General features: G+C 54.3%; 15 protein-coding genes. 3 read left to right on the top strand and 12 right to left on the bottom strand.

Annotated features, from left to right (window positions below; genetic code table 11):
• Positions 1 to 13 precede the first annotated feature (13 nt).
• From P1S59_07800 to P1S59_07775, 6 genes are all read right to left on the bottom strand, one after another.
• Complete coding sequence (locus P1S59_07800; GenBank protein MDF1526154.1) at positions 14 to 2146, bottom strand: methyl-accepting chemotaxis protein; 2133 nt, start codon at positions 2144 to 2146, stop codon at positions 14 to 16.
• Positions 2147 to 2154: 8 nt separating this feature from the next.
• Positions 2155 to 3111 carry an ABC transporter substrate binding protein gene (locus P1S59_07795; protein ID MDF1526153.1) on the bottom strand — a complete coding sequence of 319 codons (957 nt, stop codon included), beginning with the start codon at positions 3109 to 3111 and terminating at the stop codon, positions 2155 to 2157.
• A 1-nt stretch (position 3112) separates the two neighbouring features.
• Positions 3113 to 4996, bottom strand: a complete 1884-nt coding sequence (locus P1S59_07790; protein ID MDF1526152.1) for a hypothetical protein — start codon at positions 4994 to 4996, stop codon at positions 3113 to 3115.
• Positions 4997 to 5027: 31 nt separating this feature from the next.
• Complete coding sequence (locus P1S59_07785) at positions 5028 to 6029, bottom strand: DmsE family decaheme c-type cytochrome (GenBank protein ID MDF1526151.1); 1002 nt, start codon at positions 6027 to 6029, stop codon at positions 5028 to 5030.
• Positions 6030 to 6334: 305 nt separating this feature from the next.
• Positions 6335 to 6766, bottom strand: coding sequence for a hotdog fold thioesterase (locus P1S59_07780; GenBank protein MDF1526150.1), 432 nt, complete (start codon positions 6764 to 6766; stop codon positions 6335 to 6337).
• 248 nt (positions 6767 to 7014) lie between these two features.
• Positions 7015 to 7374 (bottom strand): cupin domain-containing protein, encoded by a 360-nt coding sequence (locus P1S59_07775; GenBank protein MDF1526149.1) that lies wholly within the window; start codon positions 7372 to 7374, stop codon positions 7015 to 7017.
• A 168-nt stretch (positions 7375 to 7542) separates the two neighbouring features.
• On the opposite strand from P1S59_07775, the gene ald reads away from it, so the two are divergent.
• The 3 genes from ald (at position 7543) to P1S59_07760 (ending at position 10979) form a co-directional block, all read left to right on the top strand.
• Positions 7543 to 8661 (top strand): alanine dehydrogenase, encoded by a 1119-nt coding sequence (gene ald, locus P1S59_07770; protein MDF1526148.1) that lies wholly within the window; start codon positions 7543 to 7545, stop codon positions 8659 to 8661.
• A gap of 276 nt (positions 8662 to 8937) precedes the next feature.
• Positions 8938 to 9564, top strand: coding sequence for a uracil phosphoribosyltransferase (gene upp, locus P1S59_07765; GenBank protein ID MDF1526147.1), 627 nt, complete (start codon positions 8938 to 8940; stop codon positions 9562 to 9564).
• Positions 9565 to 9812: 248 nt separating this feature from the next.
• The gene (locus P1S59_07760; GenBank protein ID MDF1526146.1) at positions 9813 to 10979 is read left to right on the top strand and encodes a uracil-xanthine permease family protein; all 1167 of its coding nucleotides are present in this window, start codon (positions 9813 to 9815) and stop codon (positions 10977 to 10979) included.
• An 87-nt stretch (positions 10980 to 11066) separates the two neighbouring features.
• Here the strand turns inward: P1S59_07760 and P1S59_07755 are convergent, their stop codons facing one another.
• From P1S59_07755 to P1S59_07730, 6 genes are all read right to left on the bottom strand, one after another.
• On the bottom strand, positions 11067 to 11492 hold the full coding sequence (locus P1S59_07755; GenBank protein ID MDF1526145.1) for a hypothetical protein: 426 nt from the start codon (positions 11490 to 11492) through the stop codon (positions 11067 to 11069).
• A 98-nt stretch (positions 11493 to 11590) separates the two neighbouring features.
• Positions 11591 to 11737 carry a hypothetical protein gene (locus tag P1S59_07750; GenBank protein ID MDF1526144.1) on the bottom strand — a complete coding sequence of 49 codons (147 nt, stop codon included), beginning with the start codon at positions 11735 to 11737 and terminating at the stop codon, positions 11591 to 11593.
• A gap of 126 nt (positions 11738 to 11863) precedes the next feature.
• Positions 11864 to 13324, bottom strand: a complete 1461-nt coding sequence (locus P1S59_07745) for a TrkH family potassium uptake protein (protein MDF1526143.1) — start codon at positions 13322 to 13324, stop codon at positions 11864 to 11866.
• A gap of 43 nt (positions 13325 to 13367) precedes the next feature.
• Positions 13368 to 14732: a Trk system potassium transporter TrkA gene (trkA, locus tag P1S59_07740; protein ID MDF1526142.1), complete on the bottom strand. Its 1365-nt coding sequence runs from the start codon at positions 14730 to 14732 to the stop codon at positions 13368 to 13370.
• A gap of 418 nt (positions 14733 to 15150) precedes the next feature.
• Complete coding sequence (locus P1S59_07735; protein ID MDF1526141.1) at positions 15151 to 16269, bottom strand: NADH:flavin oxidoreductase; 1119 nt, start codon at positions 16267 to 16269, stop codon at positions 15151 to 15153.
• A gap of 257 nt (positions 16270 to 16526) precedes the next feature.
• Positions 16527 to 17627, bottom strand: a complete 1101-nt coding sequence (locus tag P1S59_07730; GenBank protein MDF1526140.1) for a DUF3524 domain-containing protein — start codon at positions 17625 to 17627, stop codon at positions 16527 to 16529.
• Between the last annotated feature and the right edge of the window lie 5 nt (positions 17628 to 17632).

Raw genomic sequence — 17632 nt, 5'->3', positions numbered from 1 at the left:
CCGAAAAGTTGCGCTACCCTTCCTCGATGGAAGGTCCCTTTTCCGCGCCATTTTCCATCCTGAACCTGTCGAGTTCCTTGCCCAGGGAGGAGGACAGATCGGTAAGCATTTCTGACGAGGAATCGACACTCTTCACCATTCCGAAGTTCTCCTGGCTCATATCCCTCAGGGACTCCACGGAACCGGAAATGGAAGTGATGAGGTCTTTTTCTCTCTCGGTAGCCTGCTGCAGTCTGCTGGCTATCTCCTCAGCCTTGATGACCATGTCGTTGATCATCTGGCTGGTCTTGTTCTGCTCTTCTGTGGACCGATAGACCTTTTCCACCATCCCCTTTGCCTTCTCGATTGAATCCCTGATGAACTTTGCCGTTTGCGCCTCTTCGGAGGTGGCGCGTCTGATCACGTCAGCCCGCTTGGTGAAATGCTCGATGCTGCTGGCCACCATTTCACTGGCCGATGCCTGTTCTCGCGTCACCTGGGAGATCTCTCCAGACATTCTAGCAGAGTCGTTAGCATACTCCACGAGCTTGTCCAGCGCTTCTGTTGCCTGCAGACCGCGGTTATGACCCTCTTCCACGCTATGGCTGACCCTCTTTACATAGTTGGTATAGCTTTTGGCCTCCTGCTGGACCGACTGGATGACCGAGGATATTTTCTTTGTGGACTCGGTTGTGCTTGCGGAAAGTTCCCTGATCTCGGAGGCGATCACGGCAAAGCTCTTGCCTTCGTCTCCGGCCTGGGCCGAGATGATGGCTGCGTTGAGCGCAAGGAGGTTGGTCTGGTCGGCAATACCCTCGATCACAGTGACGATATCCCCTATGCTGTCCACCTTTTCGTTAAGCAGTTTCATGGCCTGTTCAGAATTCTGGACATCCTCCTTTATGGAAAGAATGCCCTGGAGGGTCTCCCTGACAGCTTTGGACCCGATGTCCTGAGCGTTGAGCTTCATATCCTCAGACAGGGTCTTTGACTGGTCCACCATCATCTCCATGTTCTTGACGCCCTCGCTGATCCTGGACACAGCGTCCATGGCGTCCTCTCCCAGCTTGGCCGTCTCATCAGCCCCCTCCGCCAACTCTCCAAAGGTAGCGGACATCTGGAGTATGGAGGAGGTTATGTTTTCTATAGCCTCGTTGATCTCAGCCATATTCAGGTTGATCTCCCCGATGGCAGATGTGGACTCTGTAATGGATGCGGAGGATTCGTTGGCCGTATCACTCAGGTTAATTGCCTGCTTGGAAAGGTCCTTGGCCAGCTCATCGATCTCCTGGATAGCGGTTACCACCCCGTCGAGGGTCTCCATCTGTTTCCCGAAGGAGGTCGTAAGGTTCCCGGCTACGGAGGACAGGTCCACCGAAGAACTCTGGAGGCTGGACGATGTATCGGAGAACCTGCAAATCATGCCGGTAAGCTCCCGAGCCATCACCCCGAAGGCTCCTGAAAGCTCCCCGATCTCATCGTGCCGCACAGCGATGTCAGGCTCCATGATATTCCCGTCGGAGATCTGTCTTGCGGTTACCGCCAGACTCGCGAGAGGCACGCTTATGAGCCTGTTCAAAAATACAACGATGATAAGGGTGGCAATGAGAAAGCTGAACAGCCCGATGAGGATCATGCGCCTGTTGATCTGTTTTAATTGCTCGCCTATGACCTTTTCCTTGAGACCGATGGCGAGGTATCCCTGAAAATCTCCCATGGAATCAATGGCAATGGAAAGCTGGTAGTACCCCTCACCCCCGGATTGGATCAGTGCCGTTACCGGGGTCGCGGTATCCTCGAGGAGAGAATCCGAAACCTTGGCCAGTTCCCCCACCCACTCCGCCATCCCGTCGCTGAAGTAGAGCACCGCGGCCTTGTTGTCAGCGACATAGATATAACCGAGAGTGGCATCCTGCTCCACAACCTGGGTGAGCTGATCGGAAAGACCGTCCAGTTCGGAAAGGTAGATGCCCATGTCTACCGTCTTCTTGATCTCACTGACCAGGTTCTCTCCCACAAGGGTGGTAGCGGCCAGCAGGGCCTTCTCAAGCCGCTGGTTGACCTCCGAAGAGAATATCATCGTCGTTAAACCAATAACAACGACAAGAATGACGGCGACGAAGATCGAGACCTTGATCTTTATTGAGAGCTTTGTGAAATTGATCATGTCTGCACCTATCTGATTACCTCGGTCCCACGATTAAGCACTCCGAAGGGGATCTTTACGCCCAACCTGCGTGCCTCACCCACGTTTATTTTAAAGTTGACCTTCTTGATCCTGGCTACCGGAATATCCCCAGGTTTTTCTCCTTGCAGAATACGCCCCGTGATGTCGGAGGCGACCTTGATGGTCTCATCCATGTCCGGAGCGAGAGTAAAGATAACGCCACCCCCTGTGATACCCGGGTTCTGGGTGGCGGCCGGCTTGTTGAGCTTCGCCAGAGCCTCATAAACGCCGCCTTCCACGTCACACCCCTGGGCCAGGTACAGGAACGGGGCCGGTTCCAGGGCTGCGGAGGTCTCCTCCTCGGAGCTTGTCTGAAGGTCAGCCTCCACAAGTTCCAGGCCCTTACCGGGTGCCATCCTCTTGACGTCACCGTACTGTCCCATGCTGTCAACAAGACCTGAATGGTAAATGACTCCGAGAACCTTGGTACCGGTGGCTTCGATGATATTATCCAGCAGGAAGGCTGTAGCGGTTTTCCCCACAACGCCTGTGATGTTTTTACCCGGCTGTTTAAGGCCATTAACGATGCCGCTCTCAACAGGATCCCACACACCAACAAACACAATGGGTGTTTTGCCCGCCTCACCTGCGATCTCCTTAATGGAAGTACTGCCCCATACCACAATGACATCCACCCCGAAAGCCAGGAACTTCCTCATACTGTTAAGGCGCGACACCTTGTCCGAACCTGGCCGCTGCATCAGGATCTCGCTATCCTTGATCCCTGCCTCTTTTAAATGAACGGAAAACTTGTCCTTGACGTCGGAGGAAAAAGCGCAGTCTTTGGGAAGGATAAGCCCTACGGTGGCCGCCCGGGCAGCCACCGGCACACAGGTCATCAGCAGCATGCATAAAATGCCCACTATTAACTCTGTCCGCATGAACTTTATCGGCACTGAGATCATCTCACCATTTCCTCGTCACGGAAGCCGAAACCTGGCTTATATCCTCATCCGCCAGATCACTTTGTTTGTCTTCGTAGGACAGTTGGGCAAGCCGGGCTGACACTCCCCAGCCATCGTTCATGGTGTAATTGAGATCCAGGGACGACTCCTGCTGGACGGCATCGAGTCCCGAGTAACCTCCCACATCAGCAAAGCCGGTTATGCCAGCATCGTAAGACCCCTCCGCCATGAGGTAGCTGTATTGACCGGTTACCTGAAGCTTCTTGCTCGCGCTCCAGACACCCTGCAGCATATATTGTGTCCCGTCCGCGGCGTAGGGAACACCCTCATCGATAATGGGCGAGGGAGAAGTATCAGCGAAGGTAAGATCGGCTGATATATCGTTGGTGAACTGGTACACCCTGAAGGCGAGGGAGAAAGGCTTTGGGGGGGTGTATGTGATCGCGGCGCCCAGGATCTGACGGTTATTGGTCTGGCCGCTGTCGGTGTTCTCATCGGAAAAATCCTTGAGATCGGCTTCAAAGCACAAACCGTTCAGGGGGACCCATTGACCGGAGAGCAGCATTTTACGGCTGTCGGTGGCTGAAGACGGGTAAGCCGGGTTATCGGTGATCCTGTCGGCATAGGTTGCTTTGATCTTTACCTTTGAAGCAGGCTTTATTCGTGCTGCAAGACTCCATTCGCTGGAGGAGGTGTCATCGGGAAGACCCCACAGTTCGTTGTCTTCCCTTTCTGTATCCGAATAGGTCAGCTCCCCTTTGAGGTCCAGGATGTCCATGGGATAGTAAATGACTGTCAGCTTGTGCCGATTTTGAACCGACCCGTAGCGCAGGGGAGCCCCGTCAGCGGTCTTCACAGCTTCCAGAGCAGCGGACGGTTTGTCGTCCTGCTGATAAAGCTGTTTGGAGTCCAGGAACATCGCCACCGTTTTGCTGGGCCGCCACAGAAAGCGTCCCTGCAGTTGCTGGTATTTCTCGGATGCTCCTGAATCCAGGTTCTCCCTGTCTCCCATACCCAGACCCAGGAGACCGGAAAAACGTCCTGTGTGGTTGGTGCTGACGCTGAGAAGGTGTTCTGATGAATCCAGATCCGGGTAGGTGTTGTGAACATCCCGGGTTCCCGAATAGCTGGGGATGGAACCGAAAGCATAGACCGGATCAGGCATGTCGTCAGTGAACTGTGCACCTCTGTAATTGTAGGAAACATCCACCAGTCCCAGATGGGTTGAACCGTTTAAAAAGACCTGGTCGGTGGAAGTTTTGACACTCCTGGTCTGTGACACGGCGTGACAGTTGGTGGCACAGTTCTCATTGAGAAAGAACTGCTGTTTTTCACCCTCAGTGGTATACTGGCGGATGGCCACCGACACGTTGGCCGGGTAACTGTGCCACTTGTACTTGAAACTGGCGTAGCTCTCCTGCTGGTCCAGGTGATATGCGTCCCCGGGGTCCATATCCTCGGACCAGTAAAGGGGTGCACCTGAAGTATTGAATGGCCCGGGCAGGTTCTGGTGCTCGAGGTTCTTCACGAACTTCTGGGACCAGACCACCACGGTATCGGTAAGCCCGTAGTAATCACCGTTAAAATTATAGTAGTCCTCTCCTTCATAGGAGAAGGAAAGGCTGAGCAGGCCGTCTTTGAGGAGCTCCTGGTAGTGGCCCCTTGCCACGGGATGCGAGTCCAGGAGCCTGTAGGGAAAGAGGGTTTCGCCGCCACCGTCGATGGACAGTTCCTCGTAACCTACACAGAGCCCATAACCTCTTCTGGCCTCTTCACCGCACCCCTCCAGCTGCTCATCAACCTCAGCAGCCAGGGCCGCCCCCCCCAGGAAAACCCACAGGGCGATGGAAATGATCGTCAGTACTTTATAACGCTTTCCCCTCATTCGAACCCTCCAGCCTTTATAATCCGGTCCCCTACTGGATCAGGCCACTGCCCGGATGCGGTCCCCTTGTATCGGAACCGTGTATCTGGGAGTGACAGTTGGTGCAGCGGGTGTAGAAAGCTCCCTTTATGCTCGCCGAGGGAGACGCCGGTGTGCTGAAATCGGTATGTCCTGCATGGCACTGAAGACACAGGAACGGTTCCTGGACCTTGAGCATATCAGCGAATACGGACCCGTGGGGCGAATGGCATGCCGTGCACTCATCGGTGACGTCGGCATGCTCCCAGGTGAAGGGGCCGACGAGCTGTCCGTGGCAGTTGAGGCACAGGCCTTTCTGGTCCAGCGCCACGAGGCCGCGGGGAGCCTGGCTGCCATGGGGTTCGTGACAGTCGGTGCAGAGCATTTTGCCCTCCGGAACTGGGTGTCTTGCGGTGAAGGAAAACTCCGCCCTGACGCTGTCGTGGCAGCCCATACATTGCTGGTTGATCTGAGCGCCCTTGATTTTCTGCTGAGAACTCCGGTGCAGCTTGTGGCAGTCAGAGCAGCTGATCTCACCCAGAGCATGATCACTGAAGGGCCAGTACTGTATGTTGGCCATGGAGTAGGAGCTGTGGCACTTGAGACAGAGCATGGAAAGGGCCGCTGCCGGCAACGCCTGAAGGGGGACGAACTGGGTGGTATCGCACCGGTTGTGCTTGCTGATAAAGTCCGGCGCTATCGCCTCGCTGCCGGGACCGTGGCAGGTTTCACAGTTGACGAGAAGCCTGTCCGTGCCCTCGACCTTCTGGTGGCCGTGGACACTTTCGGCAAGAAACGCAGCGGTCTGATCGTGGTCATGGCACGCCTTGAGACAATCCTCGTTTCCCACATACTCGGCCGCCATGGAGCCCACCAGCACCCTTTCATACTCCCTCATGGGAACCACGGGACGACTGGTTTTCATGGAAGCGCAGGAAACGACAAATCCGAGCGCCGCCAGAACGAGCCCGAAAACGGTAGCCTTACCCAGGATCTTCAGCGTCAACCGCGGCATGGCCCCTTTACCCCTTTCTAAAAGCTGGACATGAACAATGAAAACAACCTGGACTGGAATAGAATAAAAAATGAAGCTGGGTTCTGGAAGAAAAGCACTTGAACCTTGCGGACCTCAGCTACACCAACTACACCCCCATTTGCAGAGCATAAAAGCATAACCGTCAATAACTGGTTACGGTTGTTAGATTATTTGTATCATACTGGCGGGGTTACTTCAAGTGGACAAAAGGACTTGATAATCAATACAAACAGGAAATCTTTACCGTACAGACGGTGGGATCATCGGTAAAGGCAGGAAGAATTTCAGTCGCTTTGAGCCTTTCGCGTATTGTAAACCGCCCGTCCCTCGGCGAGGATATCATCATTGCTGCCTTCAGGGTAAACGATGGTATTGACCACGCTCACACGGTTGCCCATGCGCACGACTCTTGATTCCGCAACGATATCGCTGTCCGGACCGGGCCGAAGGTAATCCACCCGCATGTCCACTGTGGAGATGAGAGCCTTGACATCGAACAGGGTCCACACGGCCAACCCGCCGCACGCATCGATAACGGCGGAAAAGATCCCTCCGTGGAGTGCGGGACGCCTTGGATCCCCTATAAATTCAGGCCTGAAGGGTATCAGCACCCTGACAAACCCTTCCTCAGAATGCAGCACCTTAAACCCCAGATAGCGGTTGAAGGGAACTTCCTGCTCCATGAACTGGATGTGCTTTGATAGATCTTTGGACATTGCTTTACCTCAGTACCCGTGAACCGTGAACCGTGAACCGTGAACCGTGAACCGTGAACCGTGAACCGTGAACCGTGAACCGTGAACCGTGAAAACAAACAACCCATGCAGTTATATGTCAAGCATGAATTGAAAATAATTAAAATGCATGTTGTCTTATGTTGTTGCGGTTCACCGATCACCGTTAACTGCCTTCACAGATTACCGTTCACGGTTCACTTTTCACGAAGAAACAGCGAGATCTCTGCTCACTGTTTCTTCTCCCTTATCATAGTAAGGAGCATCTTGAACCGTTCAGTGGCATTCAGGGCGTGGGGGATATCCGCCGGCATGAGAAGGGATTCACCCGCGGATACCGGAACCGTTTTCTCCCCGATAGTTATTTCGGCGCTTCCGTCCAGAATCTGAACGAGGGCGTCGAAGGGGGCTGAATGGGTGCTGAGCCCCTGCCCCTTGTCAAAAGCGAAAACAGTGACTGTACCCACAGCTGCCTGAATAAGGGTCCTGCTCACCACAGCTCCATCTCCATACTGAACCAGTTCCGCAAGGTCTGTGGCCTCGCTAACCGGCATACCACGCTCTTTTTTCGGGATCTCTTTCTGGCTCATATTGTTACCTCCCTGGTCTATTCAGATGCAAATGGCATATAGCCACTTGCATCGGATATACTACAAAAGATAACATACCCTAAACAGCACCTTCTTGATAATGCCAATTACGAAGCCATCAACAATTTTCAGGGTCTGGCATGAATTAGCAGGCCAGGAGGTCAAGTTATGAGGATCGGGATACCCACGGAGATCAAAGACAATGAATACCGGGTCGGTATCGTTCCATCCGGAGTCGAAGATCTTGTCCGCCACGGTCACAATGTACTGATACAGAAGGGGGCAGGAGAGGGCAGCTTCATCTCCGATGAGGAATTCAGGAGTGCCGGAGCAACTATCCTCCCGGATGCCCCGGCGTTGTGGGAAAGCTCGGAGCTCATCATGAAGGTCAAGGAGCCGCTGCTGCCCGAATACGATCTCATGAAAAAGGGCCAGCTCCTTTTCGCCTTTCTCCACCTGGCTCCCCTTCCGGACCTGGTGAACAGCCTCATCGAAGGTCAGATCCGTTCCGTCGCTTACGAAACGATACAGGGAGCCGATGGAAGCCTCCCTCTTCTTGCCCCCATGAGCCAGGTGGCCGGTAAAATGGCAGTACAGCTTGGAGCGGCCTACCTGCAGAAGGAAAAGGGGGGCATTGGCCGGCTGCTGGGGGGAGTGCCTGGCACCAAGCATGGCCGGATCGTCATTATCGGGGGAGGGAACGTCGGGATAAGCGCCGCCAAGGTCGCCTACGGCCTGGGAGCCCAGGTGGTGATCATCGATACGAATCACAGCCGTCTCAGCTACATCGACGATGTTTTCGACGGTAAGGTGGTTACTCTCATGTCAAACTCCCGGAACATCAGGGAGGCTGCCGCCTCATGCGACATGCTCGTGGGAGCCGTACTTCTTCCGGGGGCTCTGGCACCCAGGATCGTAACGAGGGAAGTCCTTAAAGGCATGAGACCCGGCTCAGTTTTCGTTGATGTATCCATCGACCAGGGCGGTATGGGGGAAACCAGCCGTGCCACCTCCCACTCCCAGCCCACCTATGTGGAGGAGGGCGTCATTCACTATTGTGTGCCCAACATCCCGGGTTCCGTCCCCGCTACCAGCACCATAGCCTTGACCAACGTTACCCTGCCCTACTGCCTCAGGCTCGCGGCAGATCCGGTTGCGGCATTGAGATCCGACTCCGGGCTGGCCCTGGGAGCCAACACCTGGGATGGACACATCACCTGCGAGCCGGTTGCCCAGGCGCTGGGGAGGGAGTGGGTGCCTGTTGAGAACCTTATCCGTGAAGCGTGAAGGCTGAATCCACACCATTTATTCTGTCAAGCAGATACGTGAGATAATGCAGAATTATCATATTCTGGTTTGAATTTTCTGATCACGGATTACGGATCACAGATTACTGTTTTCCCCCCTGATTACCGATTACTGACCACTGATCACTGGAGACTAACAATTCTTTATTCCCTTTCCCCAACTCATCGGCTATACTATTATTCGGGTTAAGGGAGGGGGGCTTCCAGTCCCGTAGTTCCGACTTTCCACCGCAATATTCCCGGGAGTATCTCATTCATGCAGGTGACCGTTGTCGATCATCCTCTGATCAAACACAAGCTGGGCCTTATGCGGCGCCACGATATCAGCACCAAGGATTTTCGTGAACTGGCCTCCGAGGTAGCACGCCTGCTCACCTACGAAGCGACCAAGGACCTTCCCACTGAACCTGGGGTTATCCAGGGCTGGGCTGGGCCGGTAAATGTGGAGAAGATCAAAGGCAAGAAGATCACCGTTGTGCCTATCCTTCGGGCCGGCCTCGGGATGATGGACGGGGTCCTGGATCTCATCCCCAGTACAAGGGTGAGCATCGTTGGGATGTATCGCAACGAAGAAACCCTCGAGCCGGTAGTCTACTACGAGAAAATGACCAGCAACATACAGGACAGGATCGCTCTCATACTGGACCCGATGCTGGCCACCGGCGGCACCCTTTGCACCGCAGTGGATATGCTCAAGAGAGACGGCTGCAACCGGATCAAGGGTCTTTTCCTGGTAGCCGCCCCCGAAGGGTTGAAGAAGCTGGAAGAGTGCCACCCTGACGTAGAGGTCTATACCGCCGCTATTGACGAACGGCTGAACGAGATCGGGTATATCCTGCCCGGCCTCGGGGACGCCGGGGACAAGATTTTCGGTACAAAATAAAAGGGCCTTTCGGCCCTTTTATTTTGTACCTTAAATCATTTCTTACCAATTTTTATGGGGGAGGGGAGCGCGCTGAACCATGAGCGGATCGGCGCTGTTTGAATTGCATCCCCGGTTTCGTACTGAGGTAACATCCATAAAACTGGCAAACCTTTCATGCCAGTTTTATGGGAAAGGAGGAAAACGTGTCCGAGAGGGAATCAACCGCTTACAACTTTTCCATAAGGGACAGCGTCATTGGAGCCCAGATGCTGTTCGTAGCCTTCGGGGCCCTGGTTCTGGTGCCTCTTATCACCGGCCTTGATCCCAACGTAGCACTGTTTACGGCGGGGGCCGGAACCCTCATCTTCCAACTGATCACCAAGGGAAAGGTTCCCATTTTCCTTGCTTCCTCCTTTGCCTTCATCGCTCCCATAAGCGTAGGAGTGGCAAAGTGGGGCATCCCCGGAACCATGTGCGGTCTGGCCGCAGCAGGTGTCGTTTATATAATCCTGAGCCAGCTGGTGCGCTGGCAGGGGACGGACATTCTCCACAAGGTGCTGCCCCCCATCGTGACAGGCCCGGTCATCATGGTCATCGGCCTCCTGCTCGCTCCTGTTGCTGTCCACATGGCCCAGGGAAGATCAGGTGACGGCGCCCTGGTTCTGGTGCCTTACAATCAGGCGATCATCGTGGCTATCGTTTCTCTGGCAACCACTGTCCTCGTGACCATGATGGCCAAAGGGATGCTGCGCCTCATTCCCATCCTGTGCGGAGTCGCTACCGGGTACGTGACCGCAATGCTTCTCGGCCTTGTAAAGTTCGACGCCATCAGGGAGGCCGCCTTCATCGCGTGGCCCAACTTCACCCTCCCTGTCTGGAATTGGGAGGCGATCATCTTCATCGTCCCGGTGGCCATCGCTCCGGCTATCGAACACTTCGGGGATATCCTCGCTATCGGCTCCATAAGCGGGAAGGACTACGTGACTGACCCGGGAATACACAGGACTCTCCTTGGGGACGGGATAGCCACAAGCTTTGCGTCGCTGCTGGGCGGACCACCCAATACCACCTACTCAGAGGTCAGCGGCGCAGTGGCCATCACCAGGGTCTTTAACCCGGCTGTCATGACCTGGGCCGCCATCTTTGCCATCGCCCTGGCCTTTATAGGCAAGTTCGGAGCGCTTCTGTCCACCATCCCGGTCCCGGTGATGGGCGGGATCATGATCCTTCTCTTCGGTGCCATTACGGTGATAGGCCTGAACACACTGGTAAGGGCCGGGGATGATCTCTCTCTTCCCAGGAACCTCATCGTCGTATCCCTCATCCTCGTTTCCGGTCTGGGCGGGATGAAGATCCTGGGACTCGGCGGCATCGGCCTGGCGGGTATCCTGGGGGTGGCTTTGAACCTGATACTGCCGGCGGCGAAGAAATAAAAATCAATCTCAAATTTCAAATAAAAAGGGCCGGGAAATTCCCGGCCCTTTTCGTCTATTCTGTTCACGGTTCACAGTTCACCGTGTTTAACTCTCTATCTTCGTTATACTGTTCCCGCTGACTGAAAGCCTGTCAACCACCTGGCCATCGCTGGAAACGGTTGCTTCCTGGTGGCAGCCGAAGTCGTCTATTTTGACCTGAACTTTCTCATAGCCCTTCCCTGTGTAGTAGTTCTGAAGATAGGCCGTTATCTGATCTGTTCGGGCCCTGGCTTCATCGGGGTTCAAAGTCTCCCCGCCACAGCCGCCCAAAGCGCCGCCGCAACCGGCTGATGCGCTGGATCCACACCCTCCTGATCCGCTGGCGCCACATCCCGAACTTGAGGTGGCAGCGGCCAGAGGGGCCACTTCTTCGGCCACAGCCGCTTGCCCGCTCTTGCCCTGGAGGGCAAAGACCGACACCGCGACAAGAACAAAAACAGCGACAGAACCGATGATGATATACTTCTTCATTTTAATCCTCCGCAAACAGTTCCTCGCCCCTCCAAAGGCTACATCGACTATCTAACAACTCGCACCATTGCTGTCAAGTTGTTGTTACAGAAATGGCCTTATATGCTGACTAGTTTAATAGTCTTTATGCTGGTTGGAGCCATTCCGTATCCGTGCCTGCTGCCGCGGCCGAAAATGGCGGTGAGGAGCATACCGATGATGAGGGCGACAAGCAGGAGTAGTAACAGGAAGTCGGAGGTTTTCATGAGAGTGTTTTGGAAGAGGGAAGGAGGCAGGATGAAGGATGAAGAACTGTTGCTACCATCAAAACATATTCAGTTATACAGTTATATGTTTTCCTTCCTCCTTCTTCCTTCAACCTTCTGCTATTTTTACTTTCTCCATGTATCCGGTACAAAAAGTATAAGGATCGAGTACAGTTCCAGGCGTCCCGCGAGCATGAGAAAGGAGAGGATCCACTTGCCTGCCGGTGATATCCATGCGTAGTTCTCAACCGCACCTACCTTGCCGAGACCAGGGCCGATGTTCGATAGACAGGCTACAGAGGCACCAAAAGCTGTGACCAGATCCGTATTTTCTGTGATAGTCATCGCAACGGTTCCAAAGAGGAAAAGGAACATGTAGATAATGAAATAGGCCGCGGCCCTGACGACATAGGTATCCGAAACCGGCTTGGAATCGATCTTGAGGGGCATAACTGCATTGGGGAGGATAACCTGTATGATACTTTTGGCACCCGTTTTGAGGGCTATATAAACCCTGATCACTTTCATCCCCCCACCTGTGGACCCGGCACAGCCCCCCACAAACATGAGGATAACGAGGGAGATCTTCAGGAAGGCAGGCCAGAGGCCAAAATCCACCGTTGTGTAACCCGTGGTGGTCAAAATGGACACGATCTGAAACGCAGACTGGCGCACAGTCGATTCAGAAAAACCCTCTCCACCAAGGCCAAGTATCAAAATAAACAGGGAGATGAAGAACAGTGTGATAGCCAGGTAGACCCTGAACTCTTCGCTTCGCCAGTAACTTTTCACCTTCCCTCGCAGCCCCTGATAGTGAAGGATAAAGTTGCATCCAGCCAGGAACATGAACGCGACGATGACCCACTGGATATAGCTGCCGTAGGCCGCGATACTGGCGTTTTTTGTAGAAAACCCTCCAGTGGCCATGGTCCCGAATGTGTGGCATAGAGCATCGAACAGCGGCATGTCCCCCGCGAGAAGCAGGAGGGCTTCCGCCGCACTCAGGATGAAGTAGACGGTCCAGAGAGTCTTGGCCGTCTCCTTCATGCTGGGCCTGACCCTTTCGGCGGTTGGCCCCGGCGCTTCCGCCCTGTAAAGAGCGTAGGCACCCCTGCCGATGGCCGGGAGAAGTGCCACAGACAGCACAATGATCCCCATTCCGCCAAGCCAATGAGTAAGGCTCCGCCAGAACAGCACGCCTCTGGGTTGCCCTTCGATCCAGGTGAGGATTGTAGCCCCGGTAGTGGTAAACCCGCTTGCCGTCTCAAAAAATGCGTCTGTAAAGGTCGGTGTCACACCGCTCAGGTAAAAGGGCAACGCTCCGAGAAGGGAAACAGCAACCCACGACAGACCCACAATGGCGAGCCCATCCTTGGCTCCCATAACGTCAAAATCATCACCGGAAGCAGGAGCAAGTTTCCGTATTACAGCCACAATTGCGAGACCCAGCAGGATGGTAATGATAAACGATCGGGATTCGGCGCTCGAGGGATCATCCAGAACGGCCCAACCCAGGGGAAGGACCATGATAAGGGACACGACCATCAGCATCCTGGATATGACATTTAAAACCAGTTTTTTATGCATGCCTGGTAGCTACCAGAAAACTCCGCCCTGTGAAGGGGGAACCCTAGAGAAGTTTCCTTTTTGTGAACAGCTTTTCTATTTGCGGGACCGCATCTTCGTGACAGAAAACGACAACCGGTTCACCCGCCCGTACATGACTGTCGCCTGATGCCAGAACGACTTCATCCTCCCTGCAGATTGCTCCAACGATGGAATTTTTGGGGAATTTGAAATCCTTGAGCGGTTTCCTGGTGATGGGCGAATCCGGCTCAGCCACAAGTTCGAGAACCTCCGCCTTTACCTCGGGGAGGCTTGCCACGTGGCTGATCCTTTCGCCTCTTACCAAACGCATGATCTGATCTGTGGCGAGCAGCCTTGGGTTTATGAAGGCGTCAATACCCAGCCCTGCCACGATCGGAATGTAATCTGGCGTGTGAGTCGTTATCACAGTCGTCTTGGCTCCCATCTGCTTTGCGAGCACCGCGCTTATCAGATTATGATGATCGCTGGCAGACACCGCTATATAGGCATCCGCAGCTTCCACACCGCACTCCCTGAGAATGTCGGCTTCCGAGGCCAGTCCGTGGATGACCCTCACATCTTTCAGTTCACCGGCCACCTTCTCCGCCTTGAGGCGGTTTTCCTCCAGGAGCACTACATCCGGAACCTTTTCCGAAAGGCTTTTGGCCAGGCTTGTCCCTGTATTGGTGGCACCGTAAATGATCACCTTTTTGGGGAGCCGGACGCCAGGATGAACAAAGGTGAGGAATTCGGCCAGGGAAGGCTTCGGCAGCAGAACATAGATCCGGTCCCTGGTTTCGACGACATCGTCACCCCGTGGAATATGGATCTTCCCGTCACGGTTGATGCCCACCATGACGAAGGGCCAAGGGAATTCAGAATCCCTCAGGTCACCCAGACGTTCTCCAACCAGGGGCGACTCATCCAATACATTGAAGGAACGAAGCAAAATCCTGCCGCCGGCAAAGTCAGCAACTTCACTTGAGCCGGGTGCCTCCATGATCTTGACAATGGTCTGGGCGGCGACTTCGTCGGGGTTGATAATCTCATCGACGTGGAAGTGTCCGCGACCGTGGCGCTCAACCATCCCTGACAGGGCTATGTCCCGAACGCGCGCGATCATTTTCTTTGCGCCAAAGGCAGCGGCGAGGGAACAGATGGTCAGGTTGGCCACATCCGAGTTGGTCACCGCGATGACCATGTCGGCCTGGCCGACACCTGCCTCTTCCAGGACCTTGGGATCAAAGGCAGACCCCACCGTTACCTGGACATCCAGCTTTTCAGTGGCTCGGGCAGCTACATTCTGTTTCTGCTCAATGAGGGTGACCTCGTGCCTCTCCTCGGCAAGGTACTTGGCAAGGTTCGAGCCGATGACACCTGCTCCGCAAACGATCAATCTCTGTGACATGAAGGCTCCCTTTAAAATACTTCGGGATCATATCCCACATCTCACCAGCCTTCTACTGCGGCGGCGGATACGGGCATGTCTACTGCGTTGCGCTCGGTCGGGCTCCTCAACGTAGTGTCAACTACGCCTGCGGGGCCCTCGGTCGCGCGCCTTGTATCCACACCCGTCTACGCCGCCTCGCGACGAACCCTGGTGAGAAATGCGGGTTAAGTATTTTAAAGCAATATTTTCACTTTCCAGCGATGTTTCTACTGTGGGAACAGCCGAAAGGGTGACACAAGGCGGGGGAAATATCAAGATAGCCCAAGGCCCAAAATCCAAAGTCCAAAGTAGTGGCAAAAACAATGAATCCCATCTTTTCCTGCGGTTTTCCTTTGGCCTTTGGTCTTTAGGCTTTGGGCTCGTTCCCGAAAAAAGATCAGGGATTCTTTTCCCGCAGTCTTTTTTCGGGGACGCAGTAGATCCCTCCCTCTCTCATACCTGGTCTGAAGCACAGGTTACATGAAGTACAGGTGGACCGGTGGCCAGGATCTTTCCTCCAGATGTTCACGAGGTCCGGTTCACGAATGAGGGGCCGGGAGAGGGAGAAAAGATCTGCCACTTTTTCATCCAGCAGCTTTTTGATGACCGAAAAGGATCTCAACCCACCCACAAGCATGACCGGTACACTCACTTCTTCACTGATGCGCCGCGCGAGTCCGGCATTATAGCCTTCCTTATCCTGGCTGTTGATCGCCTTGCGAACCGGCACACCTTCGCCAGAACCGGAGGTGCCCGCGCTCACCTCTATGGCGTCGATACCGAGAGCCTCCAGTCGCCGGGAAAAGAAAACGGCATCTTCTATCTGGAGTCCTCCCACGAGGTTGTCAGAACCAGTGAGTTTGATAGCTACAGGAAAATCCGGACCAACCTGCTCTCTCACGGACCGATAGACCTCCTCGAGGAAACGGAACCTGTTGTTTAAAGAACCGCCGTACTTGTCGGTTCTCACGTTTGTGAGGGGGGAGAGGAACTGGTTAATGAGATATCCGTGGGCACCGTGCAGCTGGACTCCGTCGAACCCTGCTTCTCTGGCCCTGCGGGCCGACTGGCCAAAAGAGGTCACAACCTCATCGACCTGGCCCATTGTCATAGCCTCTGGAACACCTGAATAAAACGGACTTTCCACCTGGGAAGGTCCGACAGGGGGTTCCCCTATTGTCCGGACAGAGGTCTGGGCTCCTGCGTGAAAGAGCTGGGCCATAAGCTTGCCGCCGGCCCCGTGCACCGCCTCAGTAAGAGTGCTGAGCACGGGGATCTGTTTGTCGGAACAGGCCCCTATCGCACCGGTCATCTGACGTCCCCTGGGATGAACCACGGTATAGCCGGTTATGATCAGTCCCACTCCCCCCTGGGCCATTTCCCGGTAGAGTTCCGCCAGCCGGGCAGTAGGACGGCCATGTTCATCACACATGCCTTCCCATGTGGCACTGCGCACAAACCTGTTGCAAAGCTCCATGCTCCCGATATGAACCGGGTCGAACAGTGTCTTTTTCATCACAACTCCATATATCTTTTCCAGGCGAAGCTAACCCTCTGTACCCTCCACTATATATTACCGTGAAGGTCAGAGGGCAAATCACATAAAACGGGTCAGGTAATTAACACAGAAAAAAAGGAAAGACAAGGGGGACCCGGGGTGGTCCCTGGATAGTCCAAAGTCCAAGGTCCAAAGTCCAACTAAAAAATTGGTCTGAGGTTTAAGATTTTATTCTGCGTTCTGTGTTCTGCGTTCTAAAATCTAGACACCAGACACTAGACTCTAGACACTGAATTTATGATTTCCCTGTAGCATGGTGCCATATTTTCCCACGACAGGTGCTCCAGGTTCGGCACAGACAGCTTTCGCGTCTTTTCAGGGTCCCGGCAGAGCTCTTCCAGACGGCCAGCCAGTTCCTGAACCTCCCTTTCCCCATCATCTTCAAATGAGGAATATCGGGACACCTCCGGAAAAAACTCCGGATAGGCCAGCCTGTCCGGGATCACCGGCAGACAGCCAGCGGCAACTCCTTCCAGGACACCGAGTCCCTGAAAATCGTGAAGAGCCGTGGATATAACCACATCACTGGAAGCCAGAAGAGACCTGAATTTGACCTTATCCTCCACAAACCCCCAGGTCAGTATATTGTCCCCTAGCCTCTCGCGTGCCTTGTCAAATTCAGGGGGACAATCTCGAAAACGTTGACCCACAACATTCACCTTAAAGGGGATATTTTCATCCCGGAGCTTATAAAGCGCCTGAAAGAATCGATCAGGCGCTTTGTCGTGCTCCCACCGGTGGTTCCACACCACAACAAGAGGGCCACCGGGTGGTCTGGGGCTGGCAATAAAAGAACCTTCCTCAAGAGGAACAGAGAGGACCTCCGATCTGTCCTGCACTGCCTTAACGATACCCTTCGGCACATGATCGGGCATAACCGAGAGCAGCCCCTCTGCCCCCTCCATAAAGGTGTCCATATTGTAGCGGGAGTTGAACAGAACACGGTCGGCGGCAAGGGCCGTGTAGATATTGGTGAACTTGTAGTTCTGGTATTCCTTGCGCTCGTGCTGCTCCGGGTAAGCGAACTGGTTCTCGTGAAAATAGACCACGGTGGGGATGACCGCCAGATTGGAGGCTATCCCCTTGAGGGCTGCCAAATTTGTCATGGAAGTTGCCACGATGATATCGTATTTTTTTTTGAGAATATCACTCTCGCCGAATACCCAGGAAAGTGGATTGCCGCGGGACCTCCATGCGAAGAACCTGGGAGGGAGAGTGAGGACGGTCCAGTCGTGTTCGTTTAGTTGACGGACCAGTCCCTCACGCCAAACTCTGTGGCTAGCCGCATCGTAAGCTGAAAGAAGGAGTATCTTCATTTAAA

Source organism: bacterium (assembly GCA_029210965.1).
Taxonomy (GTDB): domain Bacteria; phylum BMS3Abin14; class BMS3Abin14; order BMS3Abin14; family BMS3Abin14; genus JALHUC01.
Note: the sequence above shows the minus strand (reverse complement) of the source record. Positions and strands in the feature narration are given on the sequence as shown.

Bases quoted from the DNA above. Each gene is read 5' to 3' on its own strand.
- P1S59_07800 (MDF1526154.1), bottom strand. From the start codon at position 2,146: ATGATCAATTTCACAAAGCTCTCAATAAAGATCAAGGTCTCGATCTTC.
- P1S59_07795 (MDF1526153.1), bottom strand. From the start codon at position 3,111: ATGATCTCAGTGCCGATAAAGTTCATGCGGACAGAGTTAATAGTGGGC.
- P1S59_07790 (MDF1526152.1), bottom strand. From the start codon at position 4,996: ATGAGGGGAAAGCGTTATAAAGTACTGACGATCATTTCCATCGCCCTG.
- P1S59_07785 (MDF1526151.1), bottom strand. From the start codon at position 6,029: ATGCCGCGGTTGACGCTGAAGATCCTGGGTAAGGCTACCGTTTTCGGG.
- P1S59_07780 (MDF1526150.1), bottom strand. From the start codon at position 6,766: ATGTCCAAAGATCTATCAAAGCACATCCAGTTCATGGAGCAGGAAGTT.
- P1S59_07775 (MDF1526149.1), bottom strand. From the start codon at position 7,374: ATGAGCCAGAAAGAGATCCCGAAAAAAGAGCGTGGTATGCCGGTTAGC.
- ald (MDF1526148.1), top strand. From the start codon at position 7,543: ATGAGGATCGGGATACCCACGGAGATCAAAGACAATGAATACCGGGTC.
- upp (MDF1526147.1), top strand. From the start codon at position 8,938: ATGCAGGTGACCGTTGTCGATCATCCTCTGATCAAACACAAGCTGGGC.
- P1S59_07760 (MDF1526146.1), top strand. From the start codon at position 9,813: ATGCTGTTCGTAGCCTTCGGGGCCCTGGTTCTGGTGCCTCTTATCACC.
- P1S59_07755 (MDF1526145.1), bottom strand. From the start codon at position 11,492: ATGAAGAAGTATATCATCATCGGTTCTGTCGCTGTTTTTGTTCTTGTC.
- P1S59_07750 (MDF1526144.1), bottom strand. From the start codon at position 11,737: ATGAAAACCTCCGACTTCCTGTTACTACTCCTGCTTGTCGCCCTCATC.
- P1S59_07745 (MDF1526143.1), bottom strand. From the start codon at position 13,324: ATGCATAAAAAACTGGTTTTAAATGTCATATCCAGGATGCTGATGGTC.
- trkA (MDF1526142.1), bottom strand. From the start codon at position 14,732: ATGTCACAGAGATTGATCGTTTGCGGAGCAGGTGTCATCGGCTCGAAC.
- P1S59_07735 (MDF1526141.1), bottom strand. From the start codon at position 16,269: ATGAAAAAGACACTGTTCGACCCGGTTCATATCGGGAGCATGGAGCTT.
- P1S59_07730 (MDF1526140.1), bottom strand. From the start codon at position 17,627: ATGAAGATACTCCTTCTTTCAGCTTACGATGCGGCTAGCCACAGAGTT.